General features: G+C 71.6%; 19 protein-coding genes. 7 read left to right on the forward strand and 12 right to left on the reverse strand.

Annotated features, from left to right (window positions below):
• Positions 1–801 precede the first annotated feature (801 nt).
• Positions 802–1,677 (forward strand): ThuA domain-containing protein, encoded by an 876-nt coding sequence (locus B0I28_RS01270; protein WP_106362003.1) that lies wholly within the window; start codon positions 802–804, stop codon positions 1,675–1,677.
• Between the two features lie 179 nt (positions 1,678–1,856).
• On the opposite strand, the gene B0I28_RS01275 is transcribed toward B0I28_RS01270, so the two are convergent.
• A complete protein-coding gene (locus B0I28_RS01275) occupies positions 1,857–2,474 on the reverse strand; it encodes a pyridoxamine 5'-phosphate oxidase family protein (RefSeq protein WP_181245589.1) in 618 nt (205 codons plus the stop codon).
• Positions 2,475–2,522: 48 nt separating this feature from the next.
• Between B0I28_RS01275 and B0I28_RS01280 the strand changes: the two genes are divergently transcribed.
• Together B0I28_RS01280 and B0I28_RS01285 are read left to right on the forward strand one after the other, a co-directional pair.
• Positions 2,523–3,833, forward strand: coding sequence for an aminotransferase class I/II-fold pyridoxal phosphate-dependent enzyme (locus B0I28_RS01280; protein ID WP_106362005.1), 1,311 nt, complete (start codon positions 2,523–2,525; stop codon positions 3,831–3,833).
• Positions 3,802–5,208, forward strand: a complete 1,407-nt coding sequence (locus tag B0I28_RS01285; RefSeq protein ID WP_106362006.1) for an MFS transporter — start codon at positions 3,802–3,804, stop codon at positions 5,206–5,208. The genes B0I28_RS01280 and B0I28_RS01285 overlap by 32 nt, the downstream gene beginning before the upstream one ends.
• Before the next feature lie 33 nt (positions 5,209–5,241).
• On the opposite strand, the gene B0I28_RS01290 is transcribed toward B0I28_RS01285, so the two are convergent.
• From B0I28_RS01290 to B0I28_RS01315, 6 genes are all read right to left on the reverse strand, one after another.
• The gene (locus B0I28_RS01290; RefSeq protein WP_181245590.1) at positions 5,242–6,009 is read right to left on the reverse strand and encodes an SDR family NAD(P)-dependent oxidoreductase; all 768 of its coding nucleotides are present in this window, start codon (positions 6,007–6,009) and stop codon (positions 5,242–5,244) included.
• 82 nt (positions 6,010–6,091) lie between these two features.
• A complete protein-coding gene (locus B0I28_RS01295) occupies positions 6,092–7,852 on the reverse strand; it encodes an IucA/IucC family protein (RefSeq protein WP_219926490.1) in 1,761 nt (586 codons plus the stop codon).
• The gene (locus tag B0I28_RS01300; protein ID WP_106362008.1) at positions 7,849–8,436 is read right to left on the reverse strand and encodes a GNAT family N-acetyltransferase; all 588 of its coding nucleotides are present in this window, start codon (positions 8,434–8,436) and stop codon (positions 7,849–7,851) included. Before B0I28_RS01300 ends, B0I28_RS01295 begins: the two co-directional genes overlap by 4 nt.
• Complete coding sequence (locus tag B0I28_RS01305) at positions 8,433–9,707, reverse strand: lysine N(6)-hydroxylase/L-ornithine N(5)-oxygenase family protein (protein WP_106362009.1); 1,275 nt, start codon at positions 9,705–9,707, stop codon at positions 8,433–8,435. The genes B0I28_RS01300 and B0I28_RS01305 overlap by 4 nt, the downstream gene beginning before the upstream one ends.
• Entirely contained in the window at positions 9,704–11,194 is a 1,491-nt protein-coding gene (locus B0I28_RS01310; protein ID WP_106362592.1) for a pyridoxal phosphate-dependent decarboxylase family protein, read from the reverse strand. The genes B0I28_RS01305 and B0I28_RS01310 overlap by 4 nt, the downstream gene beginning before the upstream one ends.
• A 344-nt stretch (positions 11,195–11,538) precedes the next feature.
• Entirely contained in the window at positions 11,539–13,215 is a 1,677-nt protein-coding gene (locus tag B0I28_RS01315) for a DUF885 domain-containing protein (RefSeq protein WP_106362010.1), read from the reverse strand.
• A gap of 119 nt (positions 13,216–13,334) precedes the next feature.
• Between B0I28_RS01315 and B0I28_RS27030 the strand changes: the two genes are divergently transcribed.
• The gene (locus B0I28_RS27030) at positions 13,335–13,496 is read left to right on the forward strand and encodes a hypothetical protein (RefSeq protein ID WP_181245591.1); all 162 of its coding nucleotides are present in this window, start codon (positions 13,335–13,337) and stop codon (positions 13,494–13,496) included.
• Positions 13,496–14,161 carry a DsbA family oxidoreductase gene (locus B0I28_RS01320; RefSeq protein WP_106362011.1) on the forward strand — a complete coding sequence of 222 codons (666 nt, stop codon included), beginning with the start codon at positions 13,496–13,498 and terminating at the stop codon, positions 14,159–14,161. Before B0I28_RS27030 ends, B0I28_RS01320 begins: the two co-directional genes overlap by 1 nt.
• A gap of 10 nt (positions 14,162–14,171) precedes the next feature.
• On the opposite strand, the gene B0I28_RS01325 is transcribed toward B0I28_RS01320, so the two are convergent.
• A complete protein-coding gene (locus B0I28_RS01325; RefSeq protein ID WP_219926492.1) occupies positions 14,172–14,816 on the reverse strand; it encodes a TetR/AcrR family transcriptional regulator in 645 nt (214 codons plus the stop codon).
• A 91-nt stretch (positions 14,817–14,907) separates the two neighbouring features.
• Here B0I28_RS01325 and B0I28_RS01330 point away from each other — a divergent pair, with 91 nt between their 5' ends.
• Positions 14,908–15,411: a riboflavin biosynthesis intermediates N-glycosidase gene (locus B0I28_RS01330; protein WP_106362012.1), complete on the forward strand. Its 504-nt coding sequence runs from the start codon at positions 14,908–14,910 to the stop codon at positions 15,409–15,411.
• A 42-nt stretch (positions 15,412–15,453) separates the two neighbouring features.
• Here B0I28_RS01330 and B0I28_RS01335 read toward each other — a convergent pair whose 3' ends face one another.
• The 4 genes from B0I28_RS01335 to B0I28_RS01350 are packed head-to-tail and all read right to left on the reverse strand — an operon-like array spanning position 15,454 to position 18,622.
• A complete protein-coding gene (locus B0I28_RS01335; protein ID WP_106362013.1) occupies positions 15,454–16,377 on the reverse strand; it encodes an ABC transporter substrate-binding protein in 924 nt (307 codons plus the stop codon).
• A 47-nt stretch (positions 16,378–16,424) separates the two neighbouring features.
• Positions 16,425–17,129 carry an ABC transporter permease gene (locus B0I28_RS01340; RefSeq protein WP_106362594.1) on the reverse strand — a complete coding sequence of 235 codons (705 nt, stop codon included), beginning with the start codon at positions 17,127–17,129 and terminating at the stop codon, positions 16,425–16,427.
• A complete protein-coding gene (locus tag B0I28_RS01345) occupies positions 17,126–17,800 on the reverse strand; it encodes an ABC transporter permease (protein ID WP_106362014.1) in 675 nt (224 codons plus the stop codon). Before B0I28_RS01345 ends, B0I28_RS01340 begins: the two co-directional genes overlap by 4 nt.
• Positions 17,801–18,622, reverse strand: coding sequence for an ABC transporter ATP-binding protein (locus tag B0I28_RS01350; RefSeq protein ID WP_106362015.1), 822 nt, complete (start codon positions 18,620–18,622; stop codon positions 17,801–17,803).
• A gap of 161 nt (positions 18,623–18,783) precedes the next feature.
• Here B0I28_RS01350 and B0I28_RS01355 point away from each other — a divergent pair, with 161 nt between their 5' ends.
• On the forward strand, positions 18,784–20,139 hold the full coding sequence (locus B0I28_RS01355) for a dihydrolipoyl dehydrogenase family protein (RefSeq protein WP_106362016.1): 1,356 nt from the start codon (positions 18,784–18,786) through the stop codon (positions 20,137–20,139).
• Positions 20,140–20,144 lie beyond the last annotated feature (5 nt).

Consider the following 20,144-nt stretch of genomic DNA (forward strand, 5'->3'; position numbering starts at 1 on the left):
GAACCGGGGGACGAGGCCCCGGACCCCAGAACTGATCCGATCCCGAAACAGGGACCGAGACCGGAGCCGGGGGGAAGGACAGGAGGACAGGAGGACAGGAGGGGCAAGGGAGACCACGGAAGCCGCACCGCCGAGGACCGGCACGACACCGGCACCGGCATCGAGGCCTGGCGCCCGCAGACAGAGGCCGGATGCCAGGAGGCCGGGAGGCCGCACCTGCGAAGGAGGTGACACACCATGCACACCACGACCACGCCACACCCGCTGCCGCACCCGCGCCCGCTGTCGGCGCCGCGCCCCCGCGAGCAGGCCAGCGCCACCGGGAGCCGACCCCGCCCCGCCCCGGCAACGCACGCCGAACCGACCCCGCGCTCCGCCGTCGCTGATCGCCCGAACCCCGACCCGAACGCCGCCTCAACCCAGCCGCGCACGCCCAACCAATCCCACGCACCACCGGCACCCGAACCCTCCCCGCCCCGGCGACGCACCCCGAATCGAGCCCGTCCATCCCCGTCGCTGGTTGGCCGAACCTCAACTCCGTCGTCGCCCCAGCCCGGCCACGCCCCCCGGACCAATCCCGCGCTTCTCCGTCGCCGCCTGCCCGAACCCCAACCCCATCACCGCCCTAGCCCGGACAACACCACCTAGACACCACTCATGCGGCTCTGGGCGGCTTCAGCCATGTGCGGGCGGGGCACGTCGCGCACCGGCGGGGCGCGTTTTAGGGCCGAGCTGCCTTCCGACGCCTCGGGCCCCCGTGATTCGCTATGAGGCAAACCGGACCGGCATCTTGGAGTTGACGTGAGAACCCTCCTGCGACTGTGCATCGTCGTCGCGTTGGCCTGCGCGCCCGCCTTCGCCCCTTCGGCCGCTTTCGCCGCCGGGGGGCCGCAGGTGCTCGTCTTGACGACCGGGGCCGAGGCCGAGGACGTGGCGGACTACGCGGTCGAGCGCCTCCAGATGGAGGCCCGCCGCTGGAACTTCACCCTCACCGAGGGCGGGCCCGCCGACCTGGAAGACCTCGGCGACGTCGACGTGGTCGTCTTCGTCAACACCGGGGTCGACATCCTCGACCAGGCGCAGGAGGCGTCGCTCCAGTCGTTCGTCACGCGCGGGGGCGGGTTCGTCGCCACGAACTCGGCCGCGCTCAGCGAGCCGGACTGGAACTTCTACGGCGAGATGATCGGCGCCACCGCGCTCGCGCCGCCGCAGGACCCGCCCACCGAGCAGGACGTCTCGTTCAACTCCGGCTCCCCGATCACCGACGGCCTCGACGAGGAGCTGACGCTCAACGAGCGCTGGTACTTCTTCGATCCCGAACCGGTGCAACCGGAGTCGACGATCCTCGCGCAGCTCGGCTCCGGCGACCCGGTCGCCTGGAGCTCCGAGTCGCACCACGCCTTCTACGCCTCCCCGGGCGGCGAGGGCAAGACCTGGGGCGACCGCGACTTCCTCCAGCTGATCCGCCAGGCCATCTGGTGGGCCGCGGGCGAGGAGGGCGTGCTGCTCCAGAACTCCGACGACGCGGCCCCCGAATGGCCCTACACGTGGACGTTCGCGTTCTTCGTCATCGCGGTCGCCGGCGGCGGCTCGATCGCCGTGTGGCGCCTCGACAAGGACGAGACGCGGCGCGAGGCCGAAGCCGAGGCGGACAAGAGCGTGGGCGCGGGCATCTAAGCACTGCAAGCAAAAAGGGCGGACCTCTCGGTCCGCCCTTTTCTCGTCCCCGCGACTGTGCTTTTGCACGACGGTGCCGGACCGCTCGGAGCAAGAAGTTCCCACGACCCGCTCACACCCCCGGAGCGCCCATACGGCCCAGGTGGCCGAGCCGCGCCCGGCACCGCGCGGATCGGAGTCTACAACCGCCCGGTCACAAGGGTCCGCACATTCGCGACGCCGTTCTCGAAGGGCAGGTCCTCGTCCTCGGGCTCCTCTACGGGCCCGCCCGAGCGCTGCTTGATCGAGACCTCTTCGAGCGGGATCGCGAGCAGCGCCGACATCGCGTTCTCCTTCTCGCTGGCCTCGCGGGACCGCTCGGAGCGGCCCTCCGCGAACCGGTCGATCAGGGCCTTGAACGTGCTCCAGCGCACGTCCTCGTCCTCCACCAGCCGGGCCTCGGCGTGCACCACGACGCTCCGGTAGTTCATCGAGTGGTGGAACCAGCTCTTGGAGAAGACGAGCCCGTCGACCACGGTGGCGCTCACCGTGACCGGGAACGGCCCGCGCGCGCCCAGTCCCATGCTCCCGCCGGTGGAGCCGTGGACGTACAGCGTGTCGCCAACGCGCACATGGAACGTCGGCAGGATGCGGGGCGCACCGTCGGGGCCGACGAACGCGAGGTCGCAGAACAGCGCCTCGTCGAGGACCCGGTAGGACTCGGCCTTCTCGTAGGTGACCCGCTCGCGCGAGCGCTTCGGCGTCGTCCGCTCGGTCTGCTCGAACCGGCCGCTGGAGGGGCATTCGAGGGTGGACATCGAGGGGGGCTCCCATCGTAACATATGTACTGATACAATACTGAAGTTATGTCGGTACAGTATCAGATCACCGGTGCCGCGGCAACCGAGATCGCCGCCAGCGTCGAGGCCGGCGTGCGCTCCGGCGAGCTCGCGCCCGGCCGCACCCTGCCCCCCGTCCGCAAGCTCGCCGCCGACCTCGGCGTCGCGCCCGGCACCGTCGCGTCCGCCTACCGGCGGCTGCGCGAGCGCGGCGTGGTCGAGACCGGCGGCCGCGCGGGCACCTTCGTGCGCCAGCGGTCCGCGTTCACGCCCGTCGGCACGCTCACCGTGCCCGCCGGTGTCCGCGACCTCGTCTCCGGCGAGCCCGACCCCGCGCTCCTGCCCGACCTGAGCCTTCTGCGGGACAAGGTCGAGATCAGCGGCGGCAACTACCGCGACGGCGGCCCCTGCCCCGACCTGCTCGACCTCGCCCGCGAGCGCTTCGCCGCCGACGGCGTCCGCGGCGAGCTCACCGTCACCTCCGGCGCCCTCGACGCGTTCGAGCGCGGCCTCGCCGCCCGGCTCGAACCCGGCGACACGATCGCGATCGAGGAGCCCACCTGGGCCAGCGGCCGCGACCTGCTCCTGGCGGCCGGATACCAGGTCGCGCCGATCGCCATCGACGGCGAGGGCCCGCTGCCGGATCAGCTCGACGCGGCGCTCGCCTCCGGCGCCCGCGCGTTCATCCTCACGTCGAGGGGCCAGAACCCCACGGGCGCAACGGTCTCCGCCGAACGCGCGCGGCGGCTCCGCGAGGTGATCGCCCGCCATCCGGGCGTCTTCGTCATCGAGGACGACCACTGGGCCGAGCTGTCGCAGACGCCGCTGCACTTCGTCGCCGACGCCGCCGACCTGTGGATGTTCGTGCGCTCGGTCTCCAAGCCCTACGGGCCCGACCTGCGCACCGCCCTCGTCGCCGCCGACGCCGACACCAAGGCCCGCATCCAGGGCCGCATGGCCCTCGGCCACGGCTGGGTCTCCCGGCTGCTCCAGCACTTCGTCATCGCCGCGTGGACCGACGACGGCGTCGCGGAGACGATCCGCCGCGCCGGCCGCGTCTACGTCGAGCGCCAGACGGCCCTGCGGGAGGCCCTCGCCGCCCGCGGCATCGCGACGTGGGGGACCTCCGGCCTGAACCTGTGGGTGCCCGTCGCCGACGAGACGGCCGCGGTCGTCGCGCTGCGCGACGCCGGGTACGCCGTCGCCCCCGGCCGCGGCTTCTCCTTCCACGGCGACCAGGGCATCCGGATCAGCACCTCCCGGCTCGACCCCGAAGCCGCCCCCGCGGTCGCCGACGCGATCGCCTATGCCTCCGGTCCGGCGACGCCGCCGATCTGACCGGGACCCGGGCCGACCTCAGCGGCCCGGTCTACAACTCCAGAAAGGACACCCCGTGACCGCGTCCCACCCGTCTCCCCCCACCACCCGGACCGGAGTAAACGCTGTACCTCGCACTCCAACGGACACGACTCGAATCCAGAAGCGGGTCCTGCGCACCCTGTTCGCCACGCAGGTCCTCGGCGGCCTAGCCGTGGGCATCGGCATCGCCGTCGGCGCCCTCCTCGTGGAGGACATGACGGGCTCGTCGACCTACGCGGGCCTCGCGCAGAGCCTCTTCGTCGGCGGCTCCGCGCTCGTCGTCGTCCCGGCCGTGCGCATCACCGAGCGCTTCGGCCGCCGCGGCGGCCTCGCCTTCGGCTACGCGTGCGCCGTCGCCGGCACGCTGGTCATCATCGCGGCGATCCACCTCGACAACGCCCCCGTCGCCGTCCTCGGCTACTTCCTGCTCGGCTCGGCCTCCTTCGCCGGACTCCAGTCCCGGTACGCCGCAGCGGATCTCGCCCCCGAGGCGCGCCGCGGCTCCCACCTCGCGATCGTCGTGTGGGCGACCACGCTCGGCTCCGTCGTCGGCCCCTCGGTCGCCGGGCTCGCCGAGCGCGCGTGGGCGGCCTGGTTCGGCGGCCCCGAGTACGTCGGCTCGATGGCCGCGATCGGGATCCTGTGCGTGCTCACCGCCGCCGTCATCGGCGTGTTCCTGCGCCCCGACCCGCTGCTCACCGCCCGCCAGATCAGCGGCGAGACCGACGCGCCGCGCCGCTCCATCGCCGACGGGTTCCGCACCGCCAAGGCCAATCCGGCCGTGCGCACCGGCGTCGTCGCCGCGGCCCTCGGGCACTTCGTCATGGTCGGCGTCATGGCGATGACGGCCCTGCACATCAAGCACGGCATGGCCGACCCCGACCAGGCCCTCACCGTCGTCGGCGTCATCCTCGGCCTGCACATCGGCGGCATGTACGCCCTCGCGCCGGTCGTCGGCCGCCTCGTGGACCGCCGCGGCTCGCGCCCGGTCCTGGTGGGCGGCACCGCGATCCTCGTCGCCGCGTGCGCGGTCGCGGGCTCGGCGCCCTCGGACGACCACGTGCGCATCACGATCGGGCTGATCCTGCTCGGCCTCGGCTGGTCCGCGATGACCGTCGGCTCGGCCGCGCTCGTCACGGGCGCGGTCACCCCCGCGCAGCGCCCGTCGACGCAGGGCTTCTCGGACCTCGTGATGGGCCTGGCGGCCATGGGCGCAGGCATCGCCTCGGGCCCGATCGTGGAGTACTGGGGCTACGGGATGCTGTGCGTCTTCTGCGCCGTCGTGGCGCTGTGCGTCGTGCCGTTCCTCTTGGGCGGCTTCGCTGGCCCGAAGCCCGCCGAGGAATCCGCGTAACCCTATATCCTATTTCCTATAGGATATAGGATTTCAGTAGCCGTAGGCGCTGGGCGCGTTCTGGCCGCCGTCGACCGGCACGACGGCGCCGTTCACCGCTCTCGCCTTGTCCGACAGGAGGAACGCGATGACCTCCGCCACGTCCTTGGGGTCCACCAGCTCCTTCGCGGGGAACTCCTCCAGGAACGCCTCGTAGCGGCCGGGGTCGGCCACGCGCATCCGGTCCCAGTTGCGGTCGGGGATGAGCATCGACCCGGGCGCGACCGCGTTGACGCGCACGCCCGTGGGGCCCAGCTCGCGGCCGAGGATCGTCGCGGCGTGGTTGAGCGCGGCCTTCGTGGCGCCGTACGCGAGCCCGGGGGAGGGCTTCGACCCGGAGATGGAGGAGACCAGCACGGCCGCGCCGCCGCGGCGCCGCAGCTGCGGCAGGGCCGCCTTGAGGGCCGTCATCGCGTTCACCACGTTGACGTTGAGCGTGTAGGCCCAGTCGTCCGGCTCGGTGTCGGTGAGGCTGCGGCCGCGGGCGCCGCCGACGTTCGCCACGACCCCGCCGAGGTCGCCGAGCCGCCGGCCCGCCTCGTGCACGAAGTCGACGAGCAGCTCCCCGTCGTTCACGTCGAGCGCGCGCGAGGCGACCTGCACGTCGTACTCGGCGCGCAGCTTCGCCGCGAACTCGTGCAGCGGCGCGGGGTTCCGCGCGCACAGGGCCAGCGGGACGCTCTGGGAGGCCAGGAGTTCGGCCGTGGCCTGGCCGAGGCCGTGGCTCGCTCCGGTGATGAGGACTGGGCTGTTGAGTTGCATGCCGTTCATTTTGACCTGACGTGTCTCGTCCGGTCCACGTCCGACCGGCGGGGGTGAGCCCCGCCGGCCGGACGGTTCGCCGTCAGCGCCAAGCGGACAGAGGGTTATCGAGCCTGCCCGCGTAGATCAGGCTCTCCTCCTGGTTCTCGATGTCCACCATCTGCTGGTTGTTCTTGAGCTGCAAGCGGTTCAGGCACGAGAGTGGGAACGCGTCCTCGAACAGCGGGAACCGCGCGAACGCCTCGGCCAGCTCGGGGTGGTCCTTCTCATAGTCCTTGAGCGCCTCGGCGGCGACCCGCCAGAACTCGTCCTCGCTGAGCACGCCGTCGACGTGCAGGGTCCCGGCGAGGAACCGCAGGAAGCAGTCGGCGACGTCGGTGAGGATCGACAGCGCCCGCACCCCGTCGGGCACGTCGGCCCTGATCCGCCCGATCGCCTCGGGCACCTCGGTGGTCGGCTCCAGGACCGCGCACTCCTCGCCGATGTCCTTGAGGAACACCCGCTCCACGGCGCCGTCCTTGAGCACCAGGATGATGTTCTCGCCGTGCGGCATGAAGACCAGCCCGTACCGGTACAGGCAGTGCACGAGCGGCACCAGGTACGCGTCGAGGTACCCGCGCAGCCAGTCGGCCGGGCGCAGGCCCGAGCGGCGGATGAGCGCCGACGCGAACGGCTTCCCGTCCCGGTCGACGTGCAGCAGCGACGCCATCGTGGCGGCGCGCTCCCCCTTGCCCAGCTTGGGGACCGGGCTCTCGCGCCACAGGGCCGCGAGCATCTTCCGGTAGGGGGACCCCTTCGGCGCCCCGGCCGTGTAGGCCGGGTGCCGGTAGCCCACGGCCGCGCGCTCGCGGAGCACGGTCGTGCCGTGGCGCTTCAGGGTCGGGTCGCCGTGCACGAGGTCCGCCACCCAGTCGCAGATCGCGGGCGTGACCTCCATGTACTCGGTCGACAGGCCTCGCATGAACCCCATGTTCAGCACCGACAGCGCGGTCTTGACGTAGTCGCGGCCGGGGTCGGTGCGGTCGAAGAACGTGCGGATCGACTGCTGCGCCTGGAACTCGTCGTGGCCCTCGCCGAGCGGGATGAGCCGCCCGGCGGCGATCTCGGGCGCGAACGTCACGGAGATCTTGTTGCGCCACTGCCACGGGTGCACCGGAATCAGGTAGACGTCCTCATAGGTCAGTCCCCGGTCGGTGAGGACCGACGCGAAGTACTCGCGCGAGTCGGCGTCGACCTGAGTGTCCAGGAGCCACTGGAAGTCCAGCTCCGGCGAGGAGGCGAACATCGCGTGCTCGCGCGGCGCGGCGAGCCACATGAGCCGCACGCCCGCACCGGCTTCGGGCGCGTAGGCCCGGTAGTCCTCGGCGGTGAACCCGAGGCGCCCCGACCCGGCCACGAAGCACGGGTGCCCGCCGGTCATGGCCGCCTCGATCGCCTGGAAGCCCGCGCCGACGAGCGCTGCCGAGGTCGGCTGGTCCTCCGCGAGCTGGAACGCCCCGCGGTTGACGGTGGCCGCGACCTCTTCGAGGTAGACCGGCAGCACCGCGTCGCTCAGGCCCAGTTCGCCCTTGAACGCCAGGAAGAACGCGGCCGCGTCGGCCTCCAGCGCCGCCCCGTCGGGGCCGGTGCGCTCGACCGAGTCCGGGTCGACCACCCAGTGGTCGAGCTTGAACCGCCGCGCGCTGAACCGGTACTGCTCACCGTCCGCTTGCAGCACATACGATGCGCCGTCCTTGACGGGCACGAGCAGCCGCTCGTGGGCGAACTCGCCGATGGCCTTGGCCAGCAGGTTCCTGGTGGCCCGCTGCCACAGGGACGGGGTCAGGTGGTCGATCGCGCTCACGCGTTCACTCCTCTCGCTTCGGACCGCTCGAAGTCCATGCGGGTGCAGAAGCTCAGCAGCGCCTCCTTGTCCTTGAGCGCCACCGTCCTCTCCGGATGGAAGCCGGCGAACTCGTTGAGCCGGTGGATGGCCTCGTTGCCGGAGTCGGGCTCGACCACGACCCGCTCGGCGCGGAAGCCCTCGAACAGCAGGTGCATCACCGCGGTCATGACGCCGCGCGTGAACCCGGGGATCGGCTTTTCGGTCGGGGCCGTGAGCACGTGCATGCCCACGTCCCCCTCCTGCGGGTCGTACACCGACGCCAGCTCGGAGTGCGCCGGGTCGTAGACCTCGACGAGGAACCGGGCCCGGTAGTGGTAGAGCCCCATGTACGCGAAGTGGTACGGATCATCCTGAATGGACTCGTGCTCGGCGAGCACGTCGGCCACGGCGGCGTCCTGCATCATCCAGTAGCGCGCCTTCGGGTGCGTGACCCACTCGTGGATCAGCGGCGAGTCGGTCGGCGGGTCGACCGGGCGCAGCCCGAAGTCGCCCAGGTTCGGATGCAGGTGGTAGAAGGTCGCGGGGGCGGTCGCAAAGGTCATGGTGTCGGTGCTCCGAACTCCTGGAAGCCGATTCGCTGCTCGATGGGGTAGACCTCCCGGCCGGTCATCGACCGGATGATCCAGGAGTTGCGGTGGGCGGCCATGCCCAGGTCGGGGGCGGTGAAGCCGTGGGTCGCGAGTTCGGCGTTCTGGACGAAGACCTCGCCCTCGCCCGCTTTGTCGACGCTGTAGTCGCGGCGGGGCTCCAGGCGGCCGGTCGCGTCGAAGCGCAGCCGGTCCCGGACCTGGTCGAGGAAGGCGGGGACGCGGTAACTGTAGCCGGTGGCGAGCACGAGGCCCTCGGTGACCAGCTCGAAGCTCCGGTCCTGCTCGTGCTGGCGCACGCCGAGTCGCACGCTGCCGCATCCGGCGGCCTTCTCCACGGTGCAGTTCGTGAACAGGCGCGTCGGCACCGACCCCATGGTGAACTGCTTCTCGTACAGCACGTCGAAGATGTCGTTGATCAGCTCCGCGTTGATGCCCTTGTACAGTCCCTTGTGGGCCTGGTTGAGCTCGTCGCGCTTCGCCGCCGGAAGCGCGTGGAAGTAGTCCACGTACTCCGGGCTGGTCATCTCCAGGGTCAGCTTGGTGTATTCGAGCGGGAAGAACCGCGGCGAACGCGTCACCCAGTTCAGCTCGTACCCGCCTTCCTCGATGCCCCCCAATAGGTCCCGGTAGATCTCGGCGGCGCTCTGGCCCGAGCCGACCACGGTGATCGACCTGCAGCCCTTGAGCTTGTCGCGATTCTCAAGGTAGGACGAGGCGTGGCAGACGGTCTCGGACTCCAGCTCCCGGCACGCGGGCGGCACCCACGGCGGCGTGCCGGTGCCGAGCACCAGGCGCTTCGCGCGGTCGGTGCGCGTCCCGCCGGGCCCTTCGGAGGTGACGGCGTAGGCGCCGTCCTCCCAGGCCACGGCGGTGACCTCCCGCTCGAACTCCAAGTTCGCCATCCTCCTCGCGGCCCACCGCAGGTAGTCCTGGAACTCGGCGCGCAGCTGGAAGAACGACTCGCGGATGTAGAACGGGTAGATCCGCCCGGTGTCCTTGAGGTAGTTGAGGAACGAGTACGTCGAGGTCGGGTCGGCGAGCGTCACGAGGTCGGCCATGAACGGCACCTGCATGGTGGTGCCCTCGATGAGCATCCCGGGGTGCCAGTCGACGTCCGGCTTGCGCTCCAGGAACAGACCGTCGAGGTCGAGCGGGGCGGTGAGCGCGGCCAGGCCGAGGTTGAACGGCCCCAGGCCGATGCCGATGAAGTCGCGGACGGTCACTTGGCCTCCTTGCCGTGGCGCGCGAGCGCCTCCAGCACCGGGACGACGTCCTCAAGGGACGTCTCGGGGTTGAGCAGGGTGAGCTTGAGGGCGATGCGGCCCTCGACGCGGGTCGCGGCGACCATGCCCTCGCCGGAGGCCGCGAGGGCCTCGCGCGCGGTGCGGTGCACCTCGTCGTCGGCGCCCGCCAGGCGGAACAGCACGGTCGAGAGCTGCGAGGGCGGCGCGGCGACCTCGAAGCGCGGGTCGGAGGCGAGCCAGTCCCAGGTCTGGTCGGCGAGCGCGCAGACGCGGTCGAACATGGCGCCGAGGGCGTCGGGTCCCAAGGTGCGCAGCGTCATCCACAGCTTCAGCGCGTCGAAGCGGCGCGTGGTCTGGAGGCTCTTGTCGACCTGGTTCGGCAGCGCGCCCTCGACGGGGTTGAGGTAGTCGGCGTGGTGCGTGACGTGCCGCAGCGCGGCCCGGTCCTTGACGAGCAGCGCGGAGGAGCTCACGGGCTGGAAGAACGACTTGTGGTAGTCGACGGTGACCGAGTCGGCCTGCCCGATACCGTCGAGGAGCCCGCGGTGCTCCAGCGACACGAGCAGCCCGCACCCGTACGCGGCGTCGACGTGGAGCCAGACCCCGTGCGCCGCAGCGATTTCGGCGATCGGCCCGAGCGGGTCGACGGACCCGAAGTCGGTGGTCCCGGCGGTGGCGACGACCGCGGCGGGCACGTTCCCCTGCTCGCGGCAGGTCTCGATGGCGGCGTCGAGGGCCGCGGGGTTCAGGCGGAACCAGTCGTCGGCGGGCACCGTCACTACGGCGTCCTCGCCGAGGCCGAGGATCCTGGCGGCCTTGACGACCGAGAAGTGCGAGTGCGGGGAGGCGAAGAACCGCAGGCGGGGAAGGACCTCGACGCTCCGCGGCGGCGTCCCGGCCTCGACGCGGTGCTTGAGGAGCACGGCCTCCACGGCCTCGTCTCGGGCGAGGAGGAGCGCGTGCAGGTTCGACTGCGTCCCACCGGAGGTGAACACCCCGTCGGCGTCCGGGCCGAGGCCGACGCGCTGCGCCGTCCAGTCGATGAGCCGCTGCTCGATGAGGGTCCCGCCCGCGCTCTGGTCCCAGGTGTCCAAGGAGGTGTTCACGGCCGCGAGGACGGTCTCGGCGGCGACGGCCGGGAGTGCCACGGGGCAGTTGAGGTGGGCGAGGTAGCGCGGGTGGTGGAACCAGACCGCGTCGTCGAGGTAGAGCCCGCCGACCTCGTCGAACGCGGCCTCGAAGGACTCCAGGGGCCGGTCGAGGTCGACGGCCGCGACGGCGGGCGCGAGGGCCGCCGGTGCGGCGCCGGTCCACGGCTGATCGACCGCCGCGAACCGCTCGGCCAGGCGGGCGGCGACGTCGGCGACGAGGCCGCGGTAGGCGGCCGCCGAGTCGCGGCCGAGGAGGGCCGGGGGTGCGGTGCGGTCGAGCGGCGCGGGGGCCGGACGGAGGTCGGCGCTTGTCAGCACGGAGTGTCACCTTTCTCGGAGGGACTGCGCGGATGGGGAACCCGGGGAGCGTGTAGGTTAGGCTAACCTAAGCCCGTGTCGGGCGAAAGGCCTCATCCCGAATGGTGATGTTCTCCACGGTTCTCTGTGCGAACGACCGCTAATCGGCTTTTGTGTGAAATGACGGCGAGCCTCATACTCCATTGTGGAGCGACGGGGTGCGCTGCGGCTCAGCCGGTCCGCCGCTCCTGGGGCGGCTGGAAAGAATGTCGCGGCGGCGCCCGGGGGGAGTCGCCGCCGCGTTCACATCATCTCGGACCGCTCGGTCGCTGTCTGTCGGCGATCCGACACCGGTCGGGGGACTACCTGGACTCGGCGATCCAGGCGTCCACGACGCCGGTCATCGTCTCCAGCGGGATCGAGCCGCTGCTGAGGATGCGGTCGTGGAAGTGCCGCAGGTCGAACGCGGCCCCCAGCTCCCGCTCGGCTCTGGAGCGCAGGCCCTGGATGTGCCTGCGGCCGATCATGTACGCGAGGGCCTGGCCGGGCCAGGCGATGTACCGGTCGACCTCGTTGGCGATGTTCACTTCGGACAGGGCGGTGTTGTCGCGCATGAACTGCACGGCCCGCTCCCGCGACCACCCGAACGCGTGCATCCCGGTGTCGACCACGAGCCGGCAGGCCCGCCACGCGTCGAACGAGACCATCCCGAGCCGCGCCAGATCGCCGCTGTAGAGCCCGATCTCGTCGCACAGCCGCTCGGTGTACAGGCCCCAGCCCTCGCCGAACGCCGTCACGTACCCGAACTGCCGGAACTGCGGCAGGTCCTTCAGGGTCTGGCCCAGCGCGAACTGGAGGTGGTGCCCGGGGACGCTCTCGTGGAACGCGAGCGCCTCGTACTCGTAGCGCGAGCGCGTCTGCGGCGCATAGGTGTTCACCCAGTGCGTGCCGGGCCGCGAGCCGTCGGAGGCCGGGACGGTGTAGTACGCGAGGGTCGAGCCCTTGGCCGCGTGCTCGGGGATCACCTCGACCGAGCACGGGGCGAAGTCGTACTCCAGGAACGCCGCGGGGAGCGCGTCCTCGGCCCGCCGCAGCGCCGCGGTCACGTCGGCCACGATCTGCTCGGCGGTCTCGTACCGCAGCGAGGTGTCGCCGCGCAGCCGCTCCACGACCTCGGCGACGTCCCCGGTCCCCAGCTCCCTGGCCCCGATCTCGGCGAACTCGGCCCGGTTCCGCTCGACCTCTTCGAGCCCGATCCGGTGCACCGCTTCGGGGTCGAGGTCGGTGGTGGTGAACTGCCGCGACGCGGCCGCGTATCCCTCCAGGCCGCCCGGCACGTGGCACACGCCGACCTCGCCGTCGCCGCGGGCGACCGGCAGGAACTCCGCCTCAAGGGCCTCGCGCCACCGCGCGAGCGCGGGCCGGACCCGCTCGGCGACGAGCGCGCGGGCCTCGGCCTTCCACTCGTCGACGTCCACACCGGACGGCTCCGGCGCCGCGAGGGCGTCCCGTTCTATATCGGTCGCAAGGTAATCGGCCACCTGCTCCATGACCCCGAGCACGCCGCCCCGGGTCTGGTGCCGCCCTTCGGCCCCGGCCTGCCGGTACCGGTCCAGCACCGCGCCGAAGTAGTCGTCGAGCTTCCCGAGCCTGACGAGGTAGTCGCGGCTGCGCTGTTCGGAGTCGAGGCTCTGGCGCGGCAGCGAGGACAGCATCGAGGTGACCGGCCCGCTGATGGTGTTGCTCAGCGCGACCTCGCCGAGCCGGGACTCGATGACCGCGGACTGGTCGCGCACGAGCCGCCCGAGCATCGAGTGCGTGATCCGGTCCTGGCCTTCGAGCCCGCCCGCGTCGAGCGCGGCGAGGCCCTCGCGGACCTCCGCGTGGTGGGCGAGGCGAGCGGCGTCGCCGTCCCGGCCCGGGTCCGGCAGGAGGTGGTCGTAACCGGGAATCCCGTAGAAGCTCGCCGACATGGGGTTGTCGGCCAGGTGAAAGTCGAAGTACCGCTGCGCCAGCGCAGCGAGCTGCGGATCGCCCATGTGCACCCTTCCGAATCTGAGGTGCCCCGACCCTACTGCCCCCGCTAGCCGCCCGGCAAGCAAGCTTCCGTCGTGCGCTAACTTGGCGGCGGCCTCAAGTTGCGGTAGCGTTGTTGACTATGGCGTCAACTTACGAGAACGCGACAGCGACCGAGGAGCCCGAGGCTCCCGAGACCGAAGCGCCCGAGCCGCAGCGGCCCGTCGCGCTCAAGGCACCGCTCCTCCTGGTGACCTCCGACGAGGCCTACGGCGTGTGCGGCGCGGACGGGGTGTGCGAGTGATGGCCGGCGAGGTCTTCGGCCGCAGCGCCGACCCCGTGTCGATCGACGTCTGGTCCGACGTCATGTGCCCCTTCTGCTACATGGGCGACGCGCTCCTGGGCCAGGCCCTCGAACGCTTCCCGCACGAGACCGTCACCCGCTACCACGCGTTCCAGCTCATGCCGGAGCTGCCGAGCGACAAGCCGCAGAACGTGCTCGACATCCTGGAGCGGGAGAAGGGCTTCCCGCGCGCCCAGGCCGAGGCCATGAACGCCCAGGTCGCCGAGCGCGGCAAGAGCCTCGGCCTCGACTACCGGTTCGACACGGCCCTCGCGGTCAACACCCGCGACGCCCACCGGCTCTCCCACTTCGCCGCCGCGCACGGCAGCCAGACCGCCCTGGTCCACCGCCTCTTCAAGGCCTTCTTCACCGACGGCCTCAACGTCGCCGACCACGACGTGCTCGCCGACCTCGCCGCCGAGACCGGCCTCGACCGGGCCGCCGCGCTGAGCGCGCTCAAGAACGGCGACTACGACGACGCCGTCGACGCCGACATCCGGCAGGCCCGCGAACTGCGCGTCACCGGCGTCCCGTTCTTCGTCATCGACGGCAAGTACGGCGTCTCCGGCGCCCAGCCCGTCGAGGCGTTCCTCCAGGCCCTCGACACCGCCTGGTCCGACCGCTAACGCCCGCCGGCTACGCGCCGCCGCGGCTCTGCATGACCCGCTCGACCTGCTCGGGCGTCAGAGCCGCGGTCGGCAGCGGCCGCGCCCCCTCCGACCTGAGCCCGTCGAGCGTGAACGCCAGGCTCCGCCGCCACGCGTCCGGCGCGTCCTCCGCCGTGAACCGCACCAGCATCGCGGTGGACCAGAACACGAACAGCAGGTCCTCCGCCGCGAAGTCCGCCCGCAGCGACCCGTCGGCCTGCGCCCGCTCCGCGATCCGCCGCGCCTGCTCCTGCGACCGGTGGCAGACCTCCGCGAGCCGCGCCGTCCCCGGGTGGTTCCGCGAGATCACGTCGTTCAACGCCAGGTTCTGCACCTGGAGCTCGCACACCCGCTCCACGTACTGCGCGAACCCCTCCCACGGGTCCGCGCACGCCAGCGCCCGCCCCGCGGCGGCGTCGAGCCGCTCCTCCGCGTACTGCGGGACCACGGCGTCGATGAGGCCCTCGCGGCTGCCGAACCGGTGGTAGATCGTCCCGGTGCTCACCCCGGCGCGCTGCGCGATGGCGTCGAGCGGCGCGTGCAGGCCGCGCTCGCCGAAGACCTCGGCGGCGGCGCACAGGAGCTTCTCGATGTTGCGGCGGGCGTCCGCCCGCACCGTCCGCGCCTCGCCCACGGCCGCCCCCTCCATCCCGACGATCCCATCTTGACAATGTCCTCAACTTTACCGCGTTGCGCGCGGCCCGCGCCCGTGCGAAGCTGGCCCGATGCCGACCCCCGACTACCTGTTCTTCTGGAACGAGAAGCCCGAGCCCGACGGCCCCGGCCGCGGCTGCCTGAGCCAGTGGTGGCCTTCGGTGTTCACCGACGACGGCCGCCGCTACGACACCGCCGAGCACTACATGATGGCGCACAAGGCATGGCTGTTCGGCGACACCGAGGCCGCCGACAGGATCCTCGCCTCCGGCCACCCGCGGAACGCCCAGAAACTCGGCCGCCAGGTCCGCGGCTACGCCCAGGACGTCTGGGAGGCCGAGCGGTTCGCCATCGTCGTGCGCGGCAACGTGCTCAAGTTCGGCCAGCACCCCGAGCTCCTCGCCTACCTCCGCTCGACCGGCGACCGGGTCCTCGTGGAGGCGAGCCCGAAGGACCGCATCTGGGGCATCGGCCTCGCCGGGGACGACCCGCGCGCCGCCGACCCGGCGACGTGGCGCGGCCTCAACCTCCTCGGGCAGGCCCTCATGGAGGCCCGCGCGCAGCTCGCCGCGTAGCGAAAAGGCCGGTCGCACCGCGACCGGCCTTTCCCGTTGCGTCTAGCTCAATCCGTTGTCTTCGAGCCACTGCTTCGCGATGTCGGGCGTCGACATCTGGTCGACCGTGCTCTGCACGTTCAGCGCGATCAGGCCCTCCGGGGTGAGCGCGGCGCTCACCGCGTTGATCACCTCGGACACCTCGGACACCTCGTCGGCGATGTCCTCGCTGACCAGCGGGACCACGTTCGACGCCAGGAACAGCGACTCGGGGTCCTCCAGGACCACGAGGTCGTCGGTCTGGATGCGCGGGTCGGCGGTGAACACGTTCGCGACGTTCACGGTCCCGGCCACGAGGTCCTCGACGGTGGTGTCGCCGGTCGCGGAGAACTCGACCTGCACGCCGTAGACGTCTTCGAGGCCGGTCGGCCCGTACGGGCGCTCGGCGAGCTCGGGCGGGCCGCCGAGGGTGAGCGTCTCGGAGACGTTCGCGAGGTCGGCGATCGAGGTGAGGGAGTTCGCGTCGGCGAACGCCTTCGTGACGGTGTAGGAGTCCTGGTCGCTCGCGGTCGACTGCTCCAGGACCGTGAGGCCGTCGGGGAGGGCCTCGCCGAGCGCGGCGTAGACGTCCTCGGGGGAGCGGGCCTCGGTCTCGGCGTCGAAGAACTGGAGGAGGTTCCCGGTGTACTCGGGGAACAGCGTGATGGCGCCGCTCTCCAGCTCGGGGATGTAGGCGTCGCGCTGGCCGATGCTGAAGCGGCGCTCGACCTCCTGCCCGGCGCCTTCGAGGGCCTGGGCGTAGATCTCGGCGATGATCTCGTTGGAGTAGTAGGCCTGCGATCCGATGACGATGGCGCCGTTCGCGGCCTCGCCGGTCGACTCGTTCTCGCCGAGCGGGTCGTCGGAGGAGCAGCCGGTCATCGCGATCGCGGTGCCGAGGACGGCGGCGGCGGCGAGTCCTCTGCGTGTGCCCCGCATTGTGAACATGGGTCTTCCTCTCACTGATGGGTCATTGCTCGGGTGGTGGTGTCGGGTCAGGATTCGGTGCGGCGCCGCGGCGCGTGGCCTTGCGCGGCGAGCACGCCGTGGGGGACCGCGGCCCGCTGCGCGAGGGCCAGGAGCGCGTCGAGGACGAGCGCGAGGACCGCGACCAGGACGGCGCCGCCGAGGACGACCTCGTACCGGCGCAGGCTCAGGCCCGTGATGATCGGCAGGCCCAGGCCGCCGAGGTTGACGTACGCCGCGATCGTCACGGTCGCGACCACTTGCAGGACCGCGGAGCGGAGCCCGCCGACGAGCAGCGGCAGCCCGAGCGGGACCTCCACGCGCCACAGGACCTGCGCCTCGGTCATGCCGACGGCGCGCGCGGCGTCGACGGTGCGCCGGTCGATGGCCTCGAACCCCGAGTACGCCCCGGCCAGGAGCGGCGGGATCGCGAGGATCACGAACGTCACGACGGCCGCTTCTGGCTTGTGGAGCACGCCGAAGAGGAGCACGAGCAGGACCAGCAGGCCGAATGAGGGCACGGCGCGCGCGGCGCCCGCGAACGCGACGGCGACTTCGCGGCCCTTGCCGGTGTGGCCGATGGCCCAGCCGAGCGGGACGGCGATGACCGCGGCGATGCCGACGGCGATCGCGGTGAAGTACAGCTGCTGGAACAGCAGGTGCTGCAACGCGTTCGGCCCGGTCCACTGCTCGGGGTCGGTGAGCCAGGCGAAGGCCTCGGAGAGCAGGTTCACGCGGCGGCCCCTGCGGAGGCGCGGCGCCGCGCGGGCGTCTTGCTTCGGGCCCAAGGCATCAGGGACCGTCCGGCGAGCATGAGCAGCAGGTCCACCAGGAGCGCGATGAGCGCGACGGCGACGATCCCGGCGAGCACTTCGGGGATGATGCGCCGTTGGAGGCCGTTGGTGAACAGGTAGCCGAGGTTCGTGACGCCCACGAGAATCCCGACCGTGGCGAGCGAAATGGTGCTGACCGCGGTGACCCGCAGGCCCGCGAGGATCACCGGCCCGGCGAGCGGCAGGTCCACGGCCCAGAACCGGCGCGCGTCGCCGTACCCGACGGCGGTGGCCGCGCGGCGCACCGCGGGGTCGACCGAGTCGAGGCCGTCGGTGACGGCCCGGACCATGATCGCGACGGCGTAGATCGTCAGGGCGATCACGAGGTTCGTCTCGCTCGTCGCCGGATAGCCCGCGACGACCGGCAGGATCATCAGCAGCGCGAGCGAGGGGATCGTGTACAGCAGGCCGGTCACGGTGATGACCCAGCCGCGCAGGAGCCGGTACCGCCACGCCACCCACCCCAGGGGCAGGGACAGGAGGAACCCGGCGACGATGGCGATGACGCTCTGGCGCAGGTGGTCGAGCGTCAGGGATCCGATCAGGTCGAGGTTGTCGGACACCCAGTCCATTCAGGCCCCGCCTTCGACGAGGACGCCCTGCGTGCGGCCCTCGGCGTCCACGAGCACCGGCCCGTGCGGGGTCTGCTTCACGCGCAGCGCCCGCTTGCCGCGCTCGGCGCCGATGAACGCCGCCACGAACTCGTCGGCGGGGTCCTCGGTGATCTCGCTGGGGCTGCCGACCTGGAGGCGCTCGGCACCCTTCGCGAGGATCGCGACCTGGTCGCCCAGGAGGAACGCCTCGTCGATGTCGTGCGTCACGAACACCACGGTCTTGTCCAGCTCCCGCTGCAACCGGATCAGCTCGGTCTGGAGCTCGGCCCGCACGATCGGGTCGACCGCGCCGAACGGCTCGTCCATGAGCAGGATGTTCGGGTCCGCGGCGAGCCCGCGGGCCACGCCCACGCGCTGCTGCTGCCCGCCCGACAGCTGGCTGGGGTACCGGTCGGCCATCGACGCGTCGAGGCCCACGGTCGCCATCAGTTCCAGCGCCCTGGCCTTCGCGGCCCGCCGCGTCTCCCCGGTCAGCCGCGGCACGGTGGCGATGTTCTCGGCGACGGTGAAGTGCGGCATGAGGCCGCTGTTCTGCATCACGTACCCGATGGAGCGGCGCAGGTGCACGGCCTGCTTGGCGGCGACGTCCTCGCCGTCGATCTCCACTGTGCCCGAGGTCGGCTCGACCATGCGGTTGATCATCCGCAGCAGCGTGGTCTTCCCGCAGCCCGAGGACCCCACGAACACGGTGGTCTTGTGCGACGGGATCACCAGGTCGAACGAGTCGACGGCCACCGTCCCGTCCGGGAATCGCTTGGTGACGTTGCGGAACTCGATCATCGGGCTGCTCCTCGGGTCCGGGCGCTCACGCGACCCTACCCGATTTGCACCAGCCTTACTCCTCCTCGCTCTTACGTTTTCCGAAACAGAGTGTTCGACTCGGATACGGTGCGCCCCCGCGCCGGTATGGTGGGGCGCAAAGACAAGGAAGGGAGCCGGACATGGCGGAGCAAGTGGACGTGGTCGTCGTCGGCATGGGCCCCGGAGGTGAGTCCGCCGCGGCCGAACTCGCGCGCGCCGGACTCACCGTGGTCGGCGTGGAGCGCCGCCTCGTCGGCGGCGAATGCCCCTACTACGGCTGCATCCCCACCAAGATGATGGTTCGCGGCTCCGACGCGCTCGCCGAGGCCCGCCGCGTCTCCGGCCTCTCCGGCTCGGCCGACGTCACCCCCGACTTCGCGACCGTCGCCGCCCGCATCCGCGGCGAGGCCACCGACGACTGGAACGACCAGGTCGCCGCCGACCGCTTCACCGACGCCGGCGGCCGCCTCGTCCGCGGCGCCGCCGCCATCACCGGCCCCGGCGCCGTCCGCGTCGGCGACCAGGACTTCACCGTCGCCAAGGCCATCATCCTCAACACCGGCACCGAACCGGCCGTCCCGCCCATCCCCGGCCTCGCCGACACCCCTTACTGGACCAACCGCGACGCCGTCGCCGCCACCGAGGCCCCCGACTCGCTGATCGTCCTCGGCGGCGGCGCCATCGGCCTCGAAATGGCCCAGGCGTTCTCCCGCTTCGGCACCCAGGTCACCGTCTTCGAAGCCGCCGACCGCCTCCTCGCCCTCGAAGAACCCGAATCCGGCGACCTCATCGCCAACGTCTTCCGCACCGAGGGCATCGCCCTCCACACGGGCGCCGCCGTCGAGCACGTCTCCCACGACGACGGCCGCTTCGCCGTCAAGGCGGGCACGGTGACCGTGGAAGCCGACCGGCTCCTGGTGGCGACGGGCAGGAAGCCCAACATCAAGGACCTGGGCCTCGAAACGGTGGGCGTCGACGCGGGCGGCCGCTCGCTGTCCCCGGACGACCACATGAAGGTCGCCGATGGCGTCTACGCGATCGGCGACATCGCGGGTAAGGGCGCGTTCACCCACATGTCGATGTACCAGGCCAGGATCGCCGTCGACCACATCCTCGGCAACGACAACCCGGGCGCCGAGTACCACGCCGTCCCGCGCGTGACCTTCACCGACCCGGAGGTGGGCGCGGTCGGCCTCACCGAACAACAGGCCAAGGACCAGGGCATCCAGGTGGCGACGTCGGTCTCGGAGATCCCGTCCTCGTCGAGAGGCTGGATCCACAAGTCGGGCAACGAGGGCTTCATCAAACTCGTCGCCGACACCGACCGCGGCATCCTCGTCGGAGCCACCTCCGCCGGCCCCACCGGCGGCGAAGTCCTCTCCATGCTCACCCTCGCCGTCCACGAACACACCCCCATCCCCCGCCTCCGCCAAATGATCTACGCCTACCCGACCTTCCACCGCGCAGTAGAAGACGCCCTGAGCCGCCTGCCGTAGCCCTG

Source organism: Glycomyces artemisiae (assembly GCF_003002955.1).
Taxonomy (GTDB): Bacteria; Actinomycetota; Actinomycetes; order Mycobacteriales; family Micromonosporaceae; genus Glycomyces; species Glycomyces artemisiae.

Coding starts and splice junctions, on each gene's coding strand:
- B0I28_RS01275 (WP_181245589.1), bottom strand. CDS start 2,474: ATGTCCACCCTCGAATGCCCCTCCAGCGGCCGGTTCGAGCAGACCGAG.
- B0I28_RS01280 (WP_106362005.1), top strand. CDS start 2,523: ATGTCGGTACAGTATCAGATCACCGGTGCCGCGGCAACCGAGATCGCC.
- B0I28_RS01285 (WP_106362006.1), top strand. CDS start 3,802: ATGCCTCCGGTCCGGCGACGCCGCCGATCTGACCGGGACCCGGGCCGA.
- B0I28_RS01290 (WP_181245590.1), bottom strand. CDS start 6,009: ATGCAACTCAACAGCCCAGTCCTCATCACCGGAGCGAGCCACGGCCTC.
- B0I28_RS01300 (WP_106362008.1), bottom strand. CDS start 8,436: ATGACCTTTGCGACCGCCCCCGCGACCTTCTACCACCTGCATCCGAAC.
- B0I28_RS01315 (WP_106362010.1), bottom strand. CDS start 13,215: ATGGGCGATCCGCAGCTCGCTGCGCTGGCGCAGCGGTACTTCGACTTT.
- B0I28_RS27030 (WP_181245591.1), top strand. CDS start 13,335: ATGGCGTCAACTTACGAGAACGCGACAGCGACCGAGGAGCCCGAGGCT.
- B0I28_RS01320 (WP_106362011.1), top strand. CDS start 13,496: ATGGCCGGCGAGGTCTTCGGCCGCAGCGCCGACCCCGTGTCGATCGAC.
- B0I28_RS01330 (WP_106362012.1), top strand. CDS start 14,908: ATGCCGACCCCCGACTACCTGTTCTTCTGGAACGAGAAGCCCGAGCCC.
- B0I28_RS01335 (WP_106362013.1), bottom strand. CDS start 16,377: ATGTTCACAATGCGGGGCACACGCAGAGGACTCGCCGCCGCCGCCGTC.
- B0I28_RS01345 (WP_106362014.1), bottom strand. CDS start 17,800: ATGGACTGGGTGTCCGACAACCTCGACCTGATCGGATCCCTGACGCTC.
- B0I28_RS01350 (WP_106362015.1), bottom strand. CDS start 18,622: ATGATCGAGTTCCGCAACGTCACCAAGCGATTCCCGGACGGGACGGTG.
- B0I28_RS01355 (WP_106362016.1), top strand. CDS start 18,784: ATGGCGGAGCAAGTGGACGTGGTCGTCGTCGGCATGGGCCCCGGAGGT.